This window comes from Williamsia soli (assembly GCF_017377795.1).
Taxonomy (GTDB): Bacteria; Actinomycetota; Actinomycetes; order Mycobacteriales; family Mycobacteriaceae; genus Williamsia; species Williamsia soli.
On record NZ_JAFRDR010000001.1, the window covers coordinates 904653 to 920630 of the forward strand.

Genomic DNA, 15978 nt, shown 5'->3' on the forward strand with positions numbered 1-15978 from the left:
GGACGCACGAGATGAATGACTGGGAGAAGGTGACCGATGGACGTCGATGAGACCCTGTCCCGGTATTCGGATCTGTGTTTCGGCACAGCGCTGACCGTCTACGTGCTGGCGATGGTCATGTTCCTGGCTGCGCTCGCGAGCAAGCGGCAGGTCGTCGAGAAGGCCGACCAACTCGTCGCCGCGGGTGGCCCCGCGCCGGTGATGACCGACGACGTCCGGACCCCGGGCAAGCTCGAGTCTTCCGGCAAGGCACCACTCGGCGACCGCCTTGCGAAGATGGCCTACGGCGTCGTCCTGCTTGCCACGGTGTTGCAGATCAGCTCGATCGCGTTGCGCGGCTTCGCAACCGGGCGCGCTCCGTGGGGCAACATGTACGAGTTCGTCTCGATCGCGTGCGCCGCGGGTATGGTGGCCGCCCTGGTGGTCTTGCGCAAGCGGGAATACCGCCCGCTGCTCGGTTTCGTGTTGCTGCCCGTGGTGGTGCTGCTGTTCGTCGCCGGCACCTACCTCTATACGAACGCGGCACCGGTGGTCCCGGCGTTGAAGTCGTACTGGCTGGCGATCCACGTCTCGATCGTCGCGGTCGGCTCCGGGGTGTTTCTCGTCTCCGGCGTGGCGAGCATCCTCTACCTGCTCAAACTGAAGTACCCGAACCCCAGTGACAAGTTCTGGGGCCGGGTACTGCAACGGGTCCCGTCGGCGCAGACCCTCGATCGGTTGGCCTACAAGACCGTGGTGTTCGCGTTCCCGCTGTTCGGCCTCGGCGTCATCTGCGGTGCCATCTGGGCCGAAGCCGCGTGGGGCCGATTCTGGGGTTGGGATCCCAAGGAGACGGTGTCGTTCATCGCCTGGGTGATCTACGCCGCATACCTGCACGCCCGTGCGACCGCCGGATGGCGGAACACGGCCGCGGCATGGATCAACATCGCCGGTTTCGTGGCGATGTTGTTCAACCTGTTCATCATCAACCTGGTGGTGTCCGGCCTGCACTCGTACGCCGGACTGTGAGCTCGACGGGCTCTACGACAACCGGTCGTTCTGCTGCTTCTTGACGACCTTGAGAAGTTCGATCACCACGTCGAGGGTGTCGGTCGAGATCGCTTCGTGCCGGAACGCGGCGAGGTGGGCGCCGGTCTCGGCTGCCATCTGTACGTACTCGCGTTGCTGCTCGACCCTCTTGAGATCCTCGTCCGGGTCGGTGAGGAAGTAGGTCACGCTGATCTCGAACGCGCGGGAGATCGCTTCGACGGTCCGGAACGACGGCGTCTTCGCCTTCCCGGTGCGCAACTGCGAGATGTAGGCGTCGCTCAGCGTGTATCCGAGCTGGTTGGCCTTCAGCGCAATTTTCTTGCCGGTGTAGGGGATTCCGTTTTCGTCGCGAACTGTGTTGAACAGTTCGTTCAGGTGGTCGGCAAAGCTTTTTCCGTCGTGTACAGCAGCCACTTCTCTAACTCCCAGACCTCTGATTTGACTGCGGCGGTGTGCCACGGTCGAAGTAGATTGAGACTCTACCTTTAAAGGTAGCAAAGTGGCTACCGGGATGACCCAACTTATGTTGGGTTGTCAAAGTTAATCCGAAGTCGGCTTATAGTGAACTTTTTTGGCAAACTCGCCCGCCGAACATTGGACGTCGGGTCAGGGTTATCTGGACGGTTGTGCAGGTCAGTCGGTAGAACTGGGTCGATCGTCACCGTCTGCCCGATATTTTGGATCTTTATCGCGTGCCTTGCGGTCCAGGTCATTGAGAAATTCGAGATCGTCATCCGGACCAACCGGTCCACGAGGCATCTGGCGACGCGTCGGACGGGTTTCACCCTCGCCGCGCCCTGCCACGGCGTCTGGGCCGAAAGCGCGCCAGGCCAGGTACGTCAGTGCCAACAGACCGATGATGGCAAGCAGGTAGATCATTGCGGCACCTCCAGAATCAAAGCCGACAAACCCAGGCTACGGGAGCCGACGAGAGCACATACGCGAGCACGCCGACCGCGATGTGCGGTCGGCGTGCTCGGTGCCAGAAAAGCGGCGCTCGATGGGTGAGAGAAGGTGCGTTCTCAGGCCCCGTGCGCGGGGGTGCGGCGATTGAGTAGTTCGACGACGTCGGCTTCGCGGAAGCGACGGTGACCGCCGGGCGTACGGATGGCGCCGAGCAGGCCGGAGCTGGCCCAGCGTGCGACGGTCTTCGGATTCACGTTGAACATGGCGGCGACCTGGCCAGGCGTCAGGGTGTGCTGGCTCGCTGTCTGCGGACTGAGGGTCTGGGAACTGAGCGTCTGAGGGCTCAGCGTCTGAGGGCTCAGTGGTGAGGCGCCGGGGGCGCCGGCGCTGGGAATTCTCGGTCCAAGGGGGCTTGCAAAGGTCATCGCTGCTCCTATCGAGTCTGGCCTTTCGTGCTGCGCCGTGACACCTGACGGCGTCCGTCGATGGCGCATCGTGTTGCGTGCCGCTCCTGCAGGGCTGCGGGAGACCGCGACTCATGGTTACACCCAAATGCCCAGGTATTCGAATAGTTAGCTGTTCGTAAAGGGATTGCAAAGGCGGACGTTTCGGGCTCTCCCCGTGGTCGAAGTAAGGTCATGGGCGTGAGCGGACACGAGGTCGGTCCCTCGAGGCATGAGTGAGAAGGCATGAACCCAGAAGGCGTGAATCCGGAAGGCGAGAAACCAGTGGCCAAGAAATCATCGGCGAAGAAGCAGGCTCCGGCGGCGCCTGTCGCGCCGTCACCGGGAGCCGGCCGTCGACTCGCGGCGGACTTGGCGTTGTTCACAGGAGCGCGGATCGCTCTGGTCATAGCCCTGGCGGCCGGCATCTACCTGCTCGGGAAGGTCGTGGGCATCGATGTGCCGGTCCTCGTCGCCGCATTCTTCGCGGTGATCATCGCGCTGCCTCTGGGGATGGTGCTCTTCAAAGGCCTGCGTGATCGCGTGAACCTCGGCATCGCCACCGTGGACGCCGGCCGCAAGGCGCAGCGCGAGAACCTCACCGCGCGGTTGCGCGGACAGGACTCATCCACGCCCGAGGGCAACGACGAGACCAAGGGTTCTGGCAAGTCATGACAGCCAGGGGCGGGCCGGTGGACACAGCAGGAGCACCTCGCACACTCGATGTGGATCACCGGTTCGACCGCGGCTGGGTGGACAACGCGGTCCGCCTGATCGACGCCGACGCCACCCGAAGCGCAGATACGCATCTGTTGCGGTACCCACTGCCCGACTGGTCGCGGTGGGACACCGACGCGGGCGAGACCGGCATCTCGCTGTACTTGAAAGACGAGAGCACCCACATCACGGGATCGCTCAAACATCGCCTCGCGCGGTCCCTGTTCCTCTACGCCCTGTGCAACGGCTGGATTCTGAAGGGGACCACGGTCATCGAGGCCTCGTCGGGGTCGACCGCGGTGTCCGAGGCGTACTTCGCCCAGTTGATCGGGGTGCCGTTCATCGCTGTGATGCCGCGAACCACGTCGCCGGCGAAAATAGCGCTGATCGAGCGTCGCGGCGGTCGCTGCCACTTCGTCGACCGCTCGGACGAGGTGTACTCGGAGGCTCAGCGGCTCGCCGACGAAACGGGCGGGCACTTCATCGACCAGTTCACGATGGCCGAACGGGCCACCGACTGGCGCGGCAACAACAACATCGCCGAATCGATCTTCACGCAGCTCGCACAGGAGGAGTTCCCGGTGCCCACCTGGGTCGTCGTCGGTGCGGGCACCGGTGGCACCTCCGCGACGATCGGGCGTTTCATCCGATACCGCAGGCACGAGACCTGGCTGTGCGTGGTCGACCCGGAGAATTCGGCTTTCTTCCCGGCCTACCGGGACGGAGATCCCGATGCCGGTTCGGACACGGGGTCACGTATCGAGGGCATCGGCAGGCCGCGCGTCGAACCATCCTTCATCTCGCAGGTCATCGACCGCATGATGTCGGTCCCCGACGACGCCAGTATTGCGACCGCGCGCCGGGCCGGCGAGACCCTCGGCAGACGGGTCGGCGGCTCAACAGGCACCAACCTGTGGGGCGCGCTGCGGCTGATCGCCGAGATGCGGGCGCAGCGTCGACCGGGCAGTGTTGTCACACTGTTGTGCGACGGCGGCGATCGCTACTCCGGAACGTATTACAACGATGAGTGGGTCGCCGGTAAAGGCCTGGACCTCGGTCGTGCAGAGGGGATGCTGGATGAGTTCTTCACCACCGGAGAGTGGAGTGAGTGAACAGGCGCAGACCGTCGGGGCGCACGCGGCCGGCGCCGGTCCCATGGTCGAGGCGGTCGATCTGGTGCGCGGGTACCAGATGGGCGAGCAGCGCGTCCGCGCGCTCGACGGCCTGAACCTGACGCTGCAGGCCCGGCAGTTCGTCTCGATCGTCGGACCGTCCGGGGCGGGTAAGAGCACGCTGCTGCACGTGCTCGGTGCGCTCGACGTGCCGGATTCGGGCTCCATCGTCGTAGACGGACTCGACCTCGGGTCGCTGTCCGAAGAGCAGCAGTCCGAGTTCCGCCGACATCGGGTCGGATTCATCTTCCAGTTCTTCAACCTGATCCCCACCATGTCGGCGTGGGAGAACGTGGCCCTGCCGCGATTGCTGGACGGAAAGTCGTTGCGGTCGGCCAAATCCGAGGCCATCGCACTGCTCGATCGGGTGGGGCTGGGCGACCGGGAGAAACACCGTCCGTCGGAGCTGTCCGGTGGACAGATGCAGCGGGTGGCGATTGCCCGCTCACTGATCATGAGTCCGCGGATCGTGCTCGCCGACGAACCGACCGGCAACCTCGATTCCCATACGGGCGAATCGATCCTGGAGCTGTTGACCGAGGTGAGCCGCGAAGGCGACGGCAGGCTCGTGGTGATGGTCACGCACGACAACAAGGCGGCCGCACACGCCGATCGGACGATCACCGTGCGGGACGGGAAGATCGAGGAGTGAACCTGCCACGGCCACTGGGATCGCTCGGTGCGGGGTTCACCAGGATCAGGCTCGTCAACATCCGCGAACTGCTCGGTCATCGTCTGCGGGTCACCACCTCGCTGCTCGTCGTGGTCGTCTCTTCTGCGCTGCTGGTGGCGGTGCTGGGCACCTACGGCTCGCTGACGTCGTCGGTGCAGAAGCTCAGCGCGACCATCTCCGGTACGGCCGACCTCGAGATCGCCGGCATCGTCGACTCCGGGGTCAGCGACGAGCTGCTGGGCGAGATCCGTCGGGACGTCCCTGCGGCGAGAAGCGTTGTGCCGCTGATCAACAGCCCCGTATTCGTCGACGGTGAGCGAACCACGGTGCTCGGCAGCGACAACAACATCACCGCCATCAGCGGCGGCCTGCGCGATGCGGTGTCGGAGGCGGCGGGCGGCGAAGGGGCCGATCTCACCACGCTGATGTCGGGCATCAGTGTCGGCAAGGCCACCGGATTGCAAAAGGGGCAACAGGTTTCGATCAACGGGGTCGATACCACGGTCACCATGGTGATCGACGCCCCTGAGGCAGACACCATCAATGGTGGCCGGTTCATCTTCGCCTACCTCGGATTGGCGCAGGAATTGACCGCCCACGAGGGCAGCGTCGACTCGATCCTGGTGACCAAAGAACCCGGGACCACCACCGACCAGTTGCGGGAGCAGCTGAACTCTGTGGTCGATGGCCGCGCCGTCGTCGTCAATCCCGATTTTCGGGCCAAACAAGCGGAGACCGCGAGCTCGGTGACGCGGAACTCGACGTTGCTGGTCTCGCTCATCTCCCTGGTCATCGCAGGGTTCCTGGTGTTCAACACCATGAACATGGCCGTGGCATCGCGGCGGTCGTCCATCGCGATGATCCGCGCGCTCGGTGGCAGACGCGGTCCGCTGGTCGCCGATCTGATCGGGGAGGCCGCGTTGTTCGGTCTGGTGGGTGGCCTGATCGGGGTGCCCGTGGGCGTCCTGGCGGGCCGCTGGGCGATCGGGCAGCTACCGGACGCCTTGTCGTCGTACGGCGCCACGGTCGAGTTCGCACTGCCGGTCTATGCCGCCCCTGCCGCGGTCATCGCGTGCGTGCTGGCCTGTTGCGGCGCGAGCGTGCTGGCCGCTCGGTCGGTGTTCACGGTGTCGCCGATCGAGGCGATGTCCAGTAGCGCGGCCGCCGACGCGCGGCCGGGGCGCGGGGTCGCGGTGAAGGTCTGCGCGGTCCTGGGTATCGCGCTGATCGTCCTCGGCTGGATCATGGCGAACACGATCAAGGGGCAGGTCGTCGCGACCGCCGGCATCGTGTTCTGTATCGGCATGCTGCTGGTCGCCTTTGCCATCACGAAACCTCTAGTCGCCGCAGTCAGTGCATTGGCCGGCCGGCTCGGTGGGCCCGGCACCCTCAGCGCCGTCAACACCGAACGGGCGCCGCGTCGGGCGTGGGCGACCCTGATGACGGTTGCCGTCGCGATCACGGTGGGACTGTGCACCTCTGGTGTCATGAACAACCTGGTGTCGTCGATCACCGCTTCGTTGGACGGGCTCGCCGACACCGACTTCTACGTGTCGTCGCAGGAGAAGTCGTCGATACCCGACGGCCCGATCATCGATCCGGCGGTCACGGCCGCGGTTGCTCGGGTACCCGGGGTCGAGCGGGTGGTCGGCGGACAGTGGGCATCGATCAACGTCGGTGAGTCCCGGGTGATGTTCCAGGGCTTGAGTCCCGGTACCACGGCACCGTTCATCCGTAAGGGCTCACCGGAAGTGATCGATGAAGTGCTCGCCGGTCGCGGCATCATCATGTCGCGAACCCTGGCGAGCAACCTCGGGGTCACCACCGGTGACGACGTCGAGATCGCCTCTCCCACCGGCTATCACACGCTGCCCGTGCTGCAGCTGGTCGACTACGTCACCGTCAACTCCGGCACCGCCGCGATCTCCCACGAGCTGCTGTCGGAGTGGTTCAACCGGCCGGGCGACACCTACTTACAGGTGACGGCAGCGCCTGGCGTCGACAAGGAGCAGCTGCGGGGCGCACTCGAAGCGGCCGCCGCGGGGGCCACGACGATGCCCATCAACGTGTACACCGGCCAGGAGGGCCTCGACGCCACCAAGGCATCGGTCGAACAGTCCGGTGCGTTCGCCATCGCCATTCAGTGGATCGTCGCGGTGGTCGCGGCCATTGCCCTGCTGAACACGTTGCTGCTGTCGGTGATCGAGCGCAAACGCGAGTTGGGTGTGCTGCGCGCGATGGGGGCGTCGCGAAAGTTCGTGCAGCGGATGGTGCTTGCGGAAGCGGCGGCGGTGGCTGCGATCGGGTCTCTGCTCGGGGTCGTGATGGGCACGGGGCTGCACATCGTCGGCAACAAGATCCTCACGCAGACCACGTCGGTGCAGGTGCAGTATTCGCCGCAACTGGTGATCGGTCTGTATGTCGTCACAGCTTTTGCCCTCTGTTTCGCCGGAGCCTTCTTCCCCGCCGCCCGCGCCGGCCGGATGAACATCAGCGAAGCAATCCTCACCGAGTAATCCCGATCCCCCGAAAGTGGGCCCTTTTGGTGAACGAAACCCCAGGTCGGCTCCGCCAGAACAGCACATCTTCGGGGGTCGGGGCTGTGGATAACCCGATTATCGCTGGCCTGTCGTCTTCGGCGGTCCGGTCAGAATCGCCCTATGGGGGATTTTCCGACGGGTCCGTTGCGGGTGGAAATGTTGTTGGCGATCATGTCGCGCTATCAGTTGCGCGAGAACTACCGTCTGCTTTTTCGCGGCGTATGGGTTCGAAAGGACCAGATAGTCGACTTCACGATGTCGAGCTACGCGGCCGGCCTGGCGTACCCGGGCAGCGACGTCAACTTGCCTGGGATCCTCTGCGGGTGGTCAGCTGCTGACCTCTGGGGTAACGCGTACCGTCCGGCCGATGCACTTCCCGAGGTCATCGTCCCCATTGATGGACGACGGTTCCGTGGAGTGACTGTGAGGCGGGTGCAACTCGAAGCGGACGAGTACACGGTGCTCGGCGACTCACTCGTGACGACTCTTCCGCGAACCGCGATCGACCTCGGGCGCTTCAATTCTCGAGATGACGCAGTGTCCGCCCTCGACTCGATGATCCGCGCACACCCCTCTCTCGTCGATGATGTCGAGCGCGTGCTGAAGCGGTGGGAACGGCACTGGGGGATCGGTAAAGCTATCACCGCGCTGAAACTCGCAGATCCGCTGTCGGAATCTCCGTGGGAGACACGGGTGAGGTTGATCCTCGTCGACGAGGACTTTCATGGATTTACCCTGCAGTACGAGGTGATGTGCGGTAGATATCGGCTTGACGCGGCATGGCCGCATCTCAAGGTGGCTGTCGAATACGACGGAGAGCACCATCGATCTGCCCAGCAGCATGCCCGTGACCTCGAACGCTGGAATCGCTTGCGCGCTGAGGGCTGGGTCGTGGTCACGGTGACCGCCTCGAATATCCGACGAGGGCGCGACGAGTTCGTTGCTCAACTGCGTCGAGAACTGCTACTTCGCGGCTGGCTACCCCGATGATGGGTTGTTGGCGTCGTCGACCTGGGGTTTTGTTCGCCAAAAGGGCCCACTTTCGGAGGGCGGGGGATAGCTGTGTCAATAAATGTTGACAGGGAATCGGTGTCAGGGTAACTTGACAATCGTGCAAGACGAACAGAACGACATCACCACCGCAGTTGCAGATCGGGATCCGGCGAAGGGGCTGGCCGCGGTCAGGGCGCTGCGAACACTGGCGGACCGTCTCGAAGACGTGCAGGTCGCACATGCCCGACAACAGGGTTGGAGCTGGCAGGCCATCGCCGACGTCCTCCAGGTGAGTCGACAAGCCGTGCACCAAAAGCATTCACGCGGCGAGTAACAACCCGCCGCTCATACACGGAAGCGGGACAACATGTTTCACCAGTTCACTCGCGAAAACAGGATGACCCTGGTTTTCGCTTATCAGGAGGCAGCCGACCTCGGACACACCACTCTCGGCAACGATCACCTCATCCTCGGCATGCTCTGCAACGCCAGGACTTCGGTGTTCAACACACTCGGTGAGCAGGGCTTGACCCTGGCTCAGGCCCGCGAGGTGGTGCGCAAGTATCACGACTCTCACGAGGTCGATCCGGATAAAGAACAGGTCGCCGAAGACAAGGACGCGCTGGCGGCCATCGGTATCGACCTCGACAAGGTTCGGGAGGCGGTGAAATCCGCATTCGGCGAGGACATAACGGACAACTGGGGCAAACGCCGCGGTGGCCGGGGTGGACTCGGACGAGGTGGTCCGGGTGGCCGCGGCGGACCGGAGGGTCGTGGCGATCGTGGCCACCGGCACGGGGGCCCGCGTGGTCGCCGGGGCGAGGGGCCATGGGAACGACCGTCCGGTGACGGACCGTGGGAACGGCCCGAGGGCGACGACGGTGCTCCGTGGGAGCGCGGCGGACCCTGGGAAGGCGGCCGTGGCCGCCGTGGACCGCGGGGTGGCGTACGTCGGCCTCGGTTCTCCAAGGACGCGAAGACCGCGATCTCGCATGCGGCGCTCATCGCCCGCGATGCCGATCGCGAACTGATTGCCGAGGACGTCCTTCTCGGAATCCTCACGACCGGCGATGCCGCCTCCAAGGCACTCATCGAATCGGTGACCACCGCCGAGGCGATCCGGGACGCCGTGCAGCGGGCCGAGGCCCAGTAGCCCTCCGAAGATGGGTCCTTTTGGCGAACAAACGCCCAGGCGAGCAACGCCAAAAGGGCCCACTATCGGGCTAGGCCAGGAGTAGGCCGACCGCGGTGCCGATGGACCACAGGAGCATCGCGAGGCCGGTCAGGGCGAGGGCGGGAATCAATGCCGGACCGCCGGCACCACCCCGCACCGGCGCGTTGGCCTTGAACGCCAGCGGCGCCGCCACCAGACCGAGCAGCGCCCACGGCGTCGCGGCGATCAACACCAGTGACACGACCGATGGAACGATGACGAGGACCGCATGCAGAGTTCGGGTTTGCTTGTCGCCCAGTCGAACTGCCAGGGTGATCTTGCCCGACTCGGTGTCGGTGGGAATGTCGCGCAGATTGTTGGCGACCAGAACTGCGCTGGAGTACGAGCCGACGGCCACCGCGGACAGCAGCCCGACCCAGTCGATGGTCTCGGCCTGGACGAACTGCGTACCGCACACCGCGACCAATCCGAAGAACACGAACACCGCGACCTCACCGAAGCCGCTGTAACCGTACGGGTTACGGCCCCCGGTGTAGAACCAGGCCGCGGCGATGCACCCGAGCCCCACCAGGATCAGCCACCAGGCACTCGTCACCGCGAGAGCCAGGCCGGCGATCCCGGCGACGGCGAAGGCGGCAATCGCCGCGGTCTTCACCGACTGCGGGGTCGCGACCTTCGACCCCACGAGCCGCATGGGGCCGACGCGGTCGTCGTCGGTGCCGCGGATGCCGTCGGAGTAGTCGTTGGCGAAGTTCACACCGATGATCAGCGCCACCGACACCACCAGCGCCAACACCGCCTTCCACAAGACGATGTCGCCGAGCCAGCCGGCGGCGCCGGTGCCGGCGATGACGGGTGCGATCGCGTTCGGATAGGTACGAGGACGCGACCCTTCGAACCACTGCGCTGCGGAAGCCATGTCAGTATCCTTCCGCACGTGCCTCCGGCGCCTGATCGCCGCACCCGATAGTGTGTAGAGACCATCCCCTGACCTGCAGAAACCACTCAACAGCAGCGAGGACGCCGTGCCCGTTCAAGTAGCGCCGATCGTCGGACTACTCGGACCGGTGTCGATTGTGGACCGAAACGGGCAAATGCGACCCGTCCCCGGAATCCGCGCCCGGCGTCTGCTGGCCCTCCTCGCACTCACGCCCGGGAGCCAGCGCTCGCAGTCGACGCTGATCGACGGCGTCTGGGGTGACGACCTCCCGCGATCCCCGCAGTCGGCGCTACACACCCAGATCTCGCGGCTGCGGCCCCTGCTGCCCGACGGCGCGATCGAAGCCGGCCCCCTGGGGTACCGGTTGACGCTGCCCGCGGACGCCATCGACGTATTCGCAGCGCAATCCCTGCTCGCCGAGGGGTCGGGCGAGTCCTTGAATGCGGCGTCGGGGCTGTGGCGCGGAGAGCCCGGTGACGATCTCGGCGACGACGATCTCGCCCGGACCGTTCGGCAGACCGCAGCCCGCGTCGCCGGCGACCTCGACGACCATCGGTCACGAAAAGCATTGGCCGACGGTGATTTCGAAACGGCGCGGGCACTGGCCCAGGCGCGCTGTGACGCCGATCCGCTGGACGAGGCGGCGCACGCCACGCTGATCCGTGCGCTGTCGCAGCTGGGACGCGGCGGGGAGGCCCTGGCGGTCTTCGCGCGACTGCGTCGGACGTTGTCGTCCGAACTCGGTGCCGACCCCGGTCCCGAACTGCTCGAACTCCACCAAGAAGTGCTCGATCAGAAGGGGCCGATCAGATCGGCGTCACGTCCGACGGTCAAAGCCATCGGGTTGTCATCCGAACCCAACGCCCTCCTCGGCCGCGACATCGACGTCCAGAACGTGTGTGATCTGCTCAAGAAGTCCCGGGTGGTCACGGTGCAGGGGCCGGGCGGCGCCGGAAAGACTCGTATTGCCAATCGAATCGGTCATCTGGTCGCCGATGAGGCTGTACAGGTTTATTTCGTCGAACTCGCGTCGGTCCGAGGTGACGACGACGTACTGGCGGCGGTTGCGGCGACGCTCGGGGTCGGCGAGTCGGAAGTCTCTGCGGGCGGTCGGCCGAAGGCGGTCTATTCCGACCTGCGTACGCGTCTGGCCGACGCGCTCATCGGCGACACCCTCGTGATCCTCGACAACTGCGAGCACGTCATCGACGCCGCGGCAGCCCTGACGGCCGACTTGATCGCCGCCGTCGACACCGTGCGCGTGCTGACGACGAGTCGTTCGCCGCTGGCGCTCACCGCGGAAGCCGTGTACGAGTTGCCTCCGCTGCGTATCGACGAAACTGGCTCGGCGGCAACAGATCTCTTCGAGTCCAGAGCGCACGCCATCCGCCCTGGCGCGGTCACCGAAACCGCGCTGGTCGCGAGGCTCTGCCGGTCGCTCGACGGGCTGCCGCTGGCCATCGAACTCGCGGCCGCGCGGGTGCGCACCCTGAGTGTCCAGGAGATCTACGACGGACTCAGCGCCCGGTTCACCCTGTTGCGGGGAGGCGGCCGGTCGTCGCCGACGCGACACCGCACGTTGCACGCGGTGATCGAGTGGAGCTGGGCGTTGCTGGACGAACCTGCTCAGGTGGCCCTGCAGCAGCTGTGCCGCTTTCCTGGCGGGTTCTCCCGCGAGGCCGCGGCGGCGGTGACGGGCCTGTCGGGCCCGGAACTCGACGACAACCTCGAGGCCTTGGTCAACCAGTCGCTGCTCAGCGTGGTCGAATCGGGAACTGTCCGCTACCGCATGCTCGAGACCGTTCGTGAGTTCGGCGAGGAAAAGCTCACTGCCGCAGGGATGAGCAGCGTCATCGATGCGGCGATGACCCGCTGGGCCACCGACCATGCGCTCACTCTCCTGTCGCCGTTCCTCACCGGTCGGCAGGCGCTCGCGATGTCGGCGCTCGCCGCTGACAGCGATAATTTCGTATGGGTCTTGCGGCGGTCCCTCGATCCCGATCCGACGCGTCGTCCGGACGGCTGGGCCCAGGCGGCGGTCACGATCTTCGCTGCGGTGGCGGGGTTCTGGGCGGTGCGGGGACTGCACGCGGAGGTGGCGGCCTGGGGTCCGCGCCTGGTGAATGCTCTACACGATGCGCCCGAAGCCGCTGCCGGGACAGATGATTCGGAGCGTGAGATCTGGCAGATGTCCTACGTGTTCGCCGGCTCACACATGTTGTTAGATCCGCACGATCTCCGGGCACTGGCGCGTGCGCGGATACGACTACGGACTCTGTACCGCAGCGACCGTTACCTCGACAAGCCCATGGACTTCGTGTCGTCGATTGCGCTGAGCCGCAGTTCGATTGCGGCGATGCGCGTGCTCGTTGCCGGGCGCGGGAGCGACAGTGCGCTGGTCCGCGCTGTCGCGGTGACGCTGAGCTCGAACATGCGGGAAAACCTGGGGGATCTCGATGGCGCCATGCGCGACGCGCAGACAACGTACGAGCTGGCGAAAGAACGTGGTGACGAATGGTCGATGGCAGTCGCGCAGATCGAGATCGGCAGCATTCTGGGGCAAGCCGCCGACTACTTCAACGCCTCTCGTCACTACCGAGAAGCAGTGCAGACGCTCGCCGGCATCGGTGCCGACCAGGACAGCCGGCAGACGATGGGATACGTGGTGGGTGCGCTCATCGGCGACGGTCACATCGAGGAGGCCCGACGCACGTTTTTCGACTTCGCCCGGGGGTGGCGTCCGAGTGACCCCGACCCGCGCGAGCAACCGGAGATCACGTCCGGAATAATGCTGTGCGCAGCAGAATTGGCGCATGCCGAGGGTGATACCCATCTCGAGGTGGAGCTGTTCACCCGGGCTGCGAACTATCTGATCGCCGAACTGTCGTTCCCGCGGCAAGACCCGTCGGGTTGTCTGGCGCTCTGCGCGGCGCTCGCCGGATTGGTTCGGGTCGACCATGTGGACGTCGTGGCCCCACTCGTCGACAGATTGTTGGCATACCTCGACTACATGTTCGGCAAAGCCCAGGCCGCCGACATCCCGCAGGCCGGCTCGATGTCGTTGTGCCTGGGAGCCCTACTGTGTCTGCGCCAACCCGGTTCGGAGGACGGCGCACGTCTGCTCCTGCTGTCTCGCCGCCTCCGGGGTCGCCGCGATTACCCGGCGTTGCGCGACCTCGACCGCGACGCCGCGGTACTGTCGGGCCTGCCGGAGCCGGCCTGGGAACGTATCGAATCCGAGGTCGCGAATCACTCCCGAGGTCAAGCCGCCCGGGACCTGGTCGAGATCGTGAACAGATCAGTGCGCGAACACTTCTGAAGAACACGATCCCCGGCCAGATGATCTGGCCGGGGATTGCACCTGTCCGGGTTCAGGCGTTGCGCATGTACGACTTCACCGTCAGTGGCGCGAAGATCGCGATGATGACCGCGGCGCCGACCACGGACCAGAGCACGTGGACACCGACATGCCCGTTGCTGGTGAGTTCGCGAACGGCGGTCACCAGGTGCGAGACCGGGTTGACCTTGACAAAGGCCTGCATCCAGCCGGGCATCGTGCCCGGTGGGACAAAGGCGTTCGACATGAAGGTCAGCGGGAACAGGATGAGCATCGAAACTCCCTGCACAGCAGAAGCTTTCTTCATCAGCGTACCCATGAGCGCGAAGATCCACGACACGGCGAAGCTGCACACGATCACGAGCAGTGTGGCGCCGATGACGCCGAGCGGATCCGGTCGCCAGCCCATGGCGATGCCGACGACGAACGTGATGGTCGTGGCGATGAGATACCGGACGACGTCGGCGAGAAGTGCACCGGCCAGGGGACTGATCCGGGCAATGGGCAGTGATCGGAAGCGGTCGAAGACGCCCTTGTCCATGTCTTCCCGGAGCTGGGTGCCCGTCACGATGCTGGTGACGATGACCGTCTGGACCAGGATGCCGGGAATGATGATCGGCAGGTAGTCGTGGATGTTGCCCGCGATGGCGCCACCGAAGATGTAGGTGAACATCAGGGTGAAGATGATCGGTTGCAGGACGACGTCGAACAGCTGCTCGGGGTTGTGGCGAATCTTGAGCAGTCCGCGGTAGCCCATGGTGAACGATTGCGCGACCGCGTCGCGCACGCTGACGCTGCGCACGGGTGGGGTGAAGTCGGTGGGGACGGTGGTGATGGGTTTGTCGATGACTGTGGTCATGCGGCTTGCTCCTCGGGACTGGTCTCTGCGACGGGTTTGCCGGTGATGGTGAGGAAGACCTCGTCGAGACTGGGTTTCTGGACGTTCATGCCCTCGATCTCGATGCCCTGGTCGCGCAGCGCGATCAGGATGTCGGGCAGCAGATCGGGGCGGAGCATCGGCGCGGTGATCCGCCCTGCCTCCGCGCTGTGTGCGGCGGGTTCGGACAGGATCCGTTCGATGACCGCGGCGGCAGCCGGTGCTTGCGACTTGTCGGCCGGGGTGATCTGCAGGGTGGACGAGCCGACGGAGTTCTTGAGTTCGTCGGCAGTTCCGTCGGCGATGACACGGCCGTGGTCGATGACCGCGATGCGGTCGGCGAGTTGGTCGGCCTCGTCGAGATACTGGGTGGTCAGCAGCACGGTGCTGCCGCCGGCGACGAGGCGCCGGATGGTGTCCCACATCTGCGAGCGGGTCCGGGGGTCGAGACCGGTGGTCGGCTCGTCCAGGAACAGCAGCGGCGGTGTGGCGATCAGGCTGGCCGCGAGGTCGAGTCGCCGGCGCATACCGCCGGAGAACTGTTTGAGTGGTCTCTTGGCGGCCTCGGCGAGTCCGAACTCCTCGAGGAGCTCGGTGGATCGGATGCGTGCGTCGCGGCGGGACTTGCCCAGCAGGCGGGCGAAGACGATCAGATTCTCGGTCGCCGAGAGATCTTCGTCGACGGATGCATACTGGCCGGTCACCCCGACCATCGACCGCACCGCGACCGAGTCGGTGGTCACGTCGTACCCGAAGATCTTCGCCGTGCCGGCGTCGGGTTTGAGGAGCGTGGCCAGCATTTGCACGGTTGTCGTCTTGCCCGCGCCGTTGGGTCCGAGGACGCCGTAGACCGATCCGGTGGGTACCACCAGGTCGACGCCGTCGACGGCTTTGGTGGAGCCGAAGTGTTTGACCAATCCGCGAGCCTCGATGGCCGGCGCATCGGTGTGCAGTGGTGTGTTCATGGAACACAGAGTGCGGGGCCGTGCTGTCGTGCGGCTGACAGTTGCTGTCGTGAGCTGTCAGGGCCTCGGTGTCGGCCTGTGCCTTGCCGGATGACCCGTGGCCCATCACCCACCCGAATTTGCGTGGCCCACCGAAAATTTTCGGTGGAGGACGCAAAAACGGGTGGGGGGGGAGGCGAGGAAATCCTGATGCAGCGGGGTTATCAACAACC

General features: G+C 65.3%; 15 protein-coding genes. 9 read left to right on the forward strand and 6 right to left on the reverse strand.

Going from position 1 to position 15978, the window contains the following annotated elements; all coding sequences use genetic code 11:
• Positions 1–36: 36 nt before the first annotated feature.
• Positions 37–1008 carry a c-type cytochrome biogenesis protein CcsB gene (gene ccsB, locus J3S28_RS04045; protein WP_207837784.1) on the forward strand — a complete coding sequence of 324 codons (972 nt, stop codon included), beginning with the start codon at positions 37–39 and terminating at the stop codon, positions 1006–1008.
• A 12-nt stretch (positions 1009–1020) separates the two neighbouring features.
• On the opposite strand, the gene J3S28_RS04050 is transcribed toward ccsB, so the two are convergent.
• The 3 genes from J3S28_RS04050 to J3S28_RS28545 all read right to left on the reverse strand — a co-directional run bounded on the left by J3S28_RS04050 (position 1021) and on the right by J3S28_RS28545 (position 2282).
• Entirely contained in the window at positions 1021–1443 is a 423-nt protein-coding gene (locus tag J3S28_RS04050) for a helix-turn-helix domain-containing protein (protein WP_207837786.1), read from the reverse strand.
• A 219-nt stretch (positions 1444–1662) separates the two neighbouring features.
• Positions 1663–1908, reverse strand: coding sequence for a hypothetical protein (locus J3S28_RS04055; RefSeq protein ID WP_084837306.1), 246 nt, complete (start codon positions 1906–1908; stop codon positions 1663–1665).
• Between the two features lie 143 nt (positions 1909–2051).
• Positions 2052–2282: a BldC family transcriptional regulator gene (locus J3S28_RS28545; RefSeq protein WP_207838201.1), complete on the reverse strand. Its 231-nt coding sequence runs from the start codon at positions 2280–2282 to the stop codon at positions 2052–2054.
• Positions 2283–2624: 342 nt separating this feature from the next.
• On the opposite strand from J3S28_RS28545, the gene J3S28_RS04065 reads away from it, so the two are divergent.
• From J3S28_RS04065 to J3S28_RS04095, 7 genes are all read left to right on the forward strand, one after another.
• On the forward strand, positions 2625–3053 hold the full coding sequence (locus J3S28_RS04065) for a DUF4229 domain-containing protein (RefSeq protein WP_207837788.1): 429 nt from the start codon (positions 2625–2627) through the stop codon (positions 3051–3053).
• Entirely contained in the window at positions 3050–4207 is a 1158-nt protein-coding gene (gene cds1 / locus J3S28_RS04070; protein ID WP_207837791.1) for an L-cysteine desulfhydrase Cds1, read from the forward strand. Before J3S28_RS04065 ends, cds1 begins: the two co-directional genes overlap by 4 nt.
• A gap of 43 nt (positions 4208–4250) precedes the next feature.
• Positions 4251–4919 carry an ABC transporter ATP-binding protein gene (locus tag J3S28_RS04075; RefSeq protein ID WP_207838203.1) on the forward strand — a complete coding sequence of 223 codons (669 nt, stop codon included), beginning with the start codon at positions 4251–4253 and terminating at the stop codon, positions 4917–4919.
• Positions 4916–7456, forward strand: coding sequence for an FtsX-like permease family protein (locus tag J3S28_RS04080; RefSeq protein ID WP_307796815.1), 2541 nt, complete (start codon positions 4916–4918; stop codon positions 7454–7456). Before J3S28_RS04075 ends, J3S28_RS04080 begins: the two co-directional genes overlap by 4 nt.
• Before the next feature lie 144 nt (positions 7457–7600).
• Entirely contained in the window at positions 7601–8470 is an 870-nt protein-coding gene (locus J3S28_RS04085; protein ID WP_207837793.1) for a DUF559 domain-containing protein, read from the forward strand.
• A 121-nt stretch (positions 8471–8591) separates the two neighbouring features.
• Positions 8592–8807, forward strand: coding sequence for a helix-turn-helix domain-containing protein (locus J3S28_RS04090; protein WP_207837795.1), 216 nt, complete (start codon positions 8592–8594; stop codon positions 8805–8807).
• A 63-nt stretch (positions 8808–8870) separates the two neighbouring features.
• Positions 8871–9626: a Clp protease N-terminal domain-containing protein gene (locus tag J3S28_RS04095; protein WP_307796816.1), complete on the forward strand. Its 756-nt coding sequence runs from the start codon at positions 8871–8873 to the stop codon at positions 9624–9626.
• 70 nt (positions 9627–9696) lie between these two features.
• Here J3S28_RS04095 and J3S28_RS04100 read toward each other — a convergent pair whose 3' ends face one another.
• Positions 9697–10566 (reverse strand): 1,4-dihydroxy-2-naphthoate polyprenyltransferase, encoded by an 870-nt coding sequence (locus J3S28_RS04100; RefSeq protein WP_207837799.1) that lies wholly within the window; start codon positions 10564–10566, stop codon positions 9697–9699.
• A 106-nt stretch (positions 10567–10672) separates the two neighbouring features.
• On the opposite strand from J3S28_RS04100, the gene J3S28_RS04105 reads away from it, so the two are divergent.
• Entirely contained in the window at positions 10673–13906 is a 3234-nt protein-coding gene (locus tag J3S28_RS04105) for an ATP-binding protein (protein ID WP_307796818.1), read from the forward strand.
• 52 nt (positions 13907–13958) lie between these two features.
• On the opposite strand, the gene J3S28_RS04110 is transcribed toward J3S28_RS04105, so the two are convergent.
• Together J3S28_RS04110 and J3S28_RS04115 are read right to left on the reverse strand one after the other, a co-directional pair.
• Positions 13959–14783, reverse strand: a complete 825-nt coding sequence (locus J3S28_RS04110) for an ABC transporter permease (protein WP_207837801.1) — start codon at positions 14781–14783, stop codon at positions 13959–13961.
• The gene (locus tag J3S28_RS04115) at positions 14780–15766 is read right to left on the reverse strand and encodes an ATP-binding cassette domain-containing protein (protein WP_207837803.1); all 987 of its coding nucleotides are present in this window, start codon (positions 15764–15766) and stop codon (positions 14780–14782) included. Before J3S28_RS04115 ends, J3S28_RS04110 begins: the two co-directional genes overlap by 4 nt.
• Positions 15767–15978: the final 212 nt, after the last annotated feature.

Excerpts from the sequence above, each read along its gene's own strand:
- J3S28_RS04085 (WP_207837793.1), top strand. The coding sequence starts at position 7,601 with ATGGGGGATTTTCCGACGGGTCCGTTGCGGGTGGAAATGTTGTTGGCG.
- J3S28_RS04115 (WP_207837803.1), bottom strand. The coding sequence starts at position 15,766 with ATGAACACACCACTGCACACCGATGCGCCGGCCATCGAGGCTCGCGGA.
- cds1 (WP_207837791.1), top strand. The coding sequence starts at position 3,050 with ATGACAGCCAGGGGCGGGCCGGTGGACACAGCAGGAGCACCTCGCACA.
- ccsB (WP_207837784.1), top strand. The coding sequence starts at position 37 with ATGGACGTCGATGAGACCCTGTCCCGGTATTCGGATCTGTGTTTCGGC.
- J3S28_RS04065 (WP_207837788.1), top strand. The coding sequence starts at position 2,625 with ATGAACCCAGAAGGCGTGAATCCGGAAGGCGAGAAACCAGTGGCCAAG.
- J3S28_RS04055 (WP_084837306.1), bottom strand. The coding sequence starts at position 1,908 with ATGATCTACCTGCTTGCCATCATCGGTCTGTTGGCACTGACGTACCTG.
- J3S28_RS04075 (WP_207838203.1), top strand. The coding sequence starts at position 4,251 with ATGGTCGAGGCGGTCGATCTGGTGCGCGGGTACCAGATGGGCGAGCAG.
- J3S28_RS04095 (WP_307796816.1), top strand. The coding sequence starts at position 8,871 with ATGACCCTGGTTTTCGCTTATCAGGAGGCAGCCGACCTCGGACACACC.
- J3S28_RS04110 (WP_207837801.1), bottom strand. The coding sequence starts at position 14,783 with ATGACCACAGTCATCGACAAACCCATCACCACCGTCCCCACCGACTTC.
- J3S28_RS04100 (WP_207837799.1), bottom strand. The coding sequence starts at position 10,566 with ATGGCTTCCGCAGCGCAGTGGTTCGAAGGGTCGCGTCCTCGTACCTAT.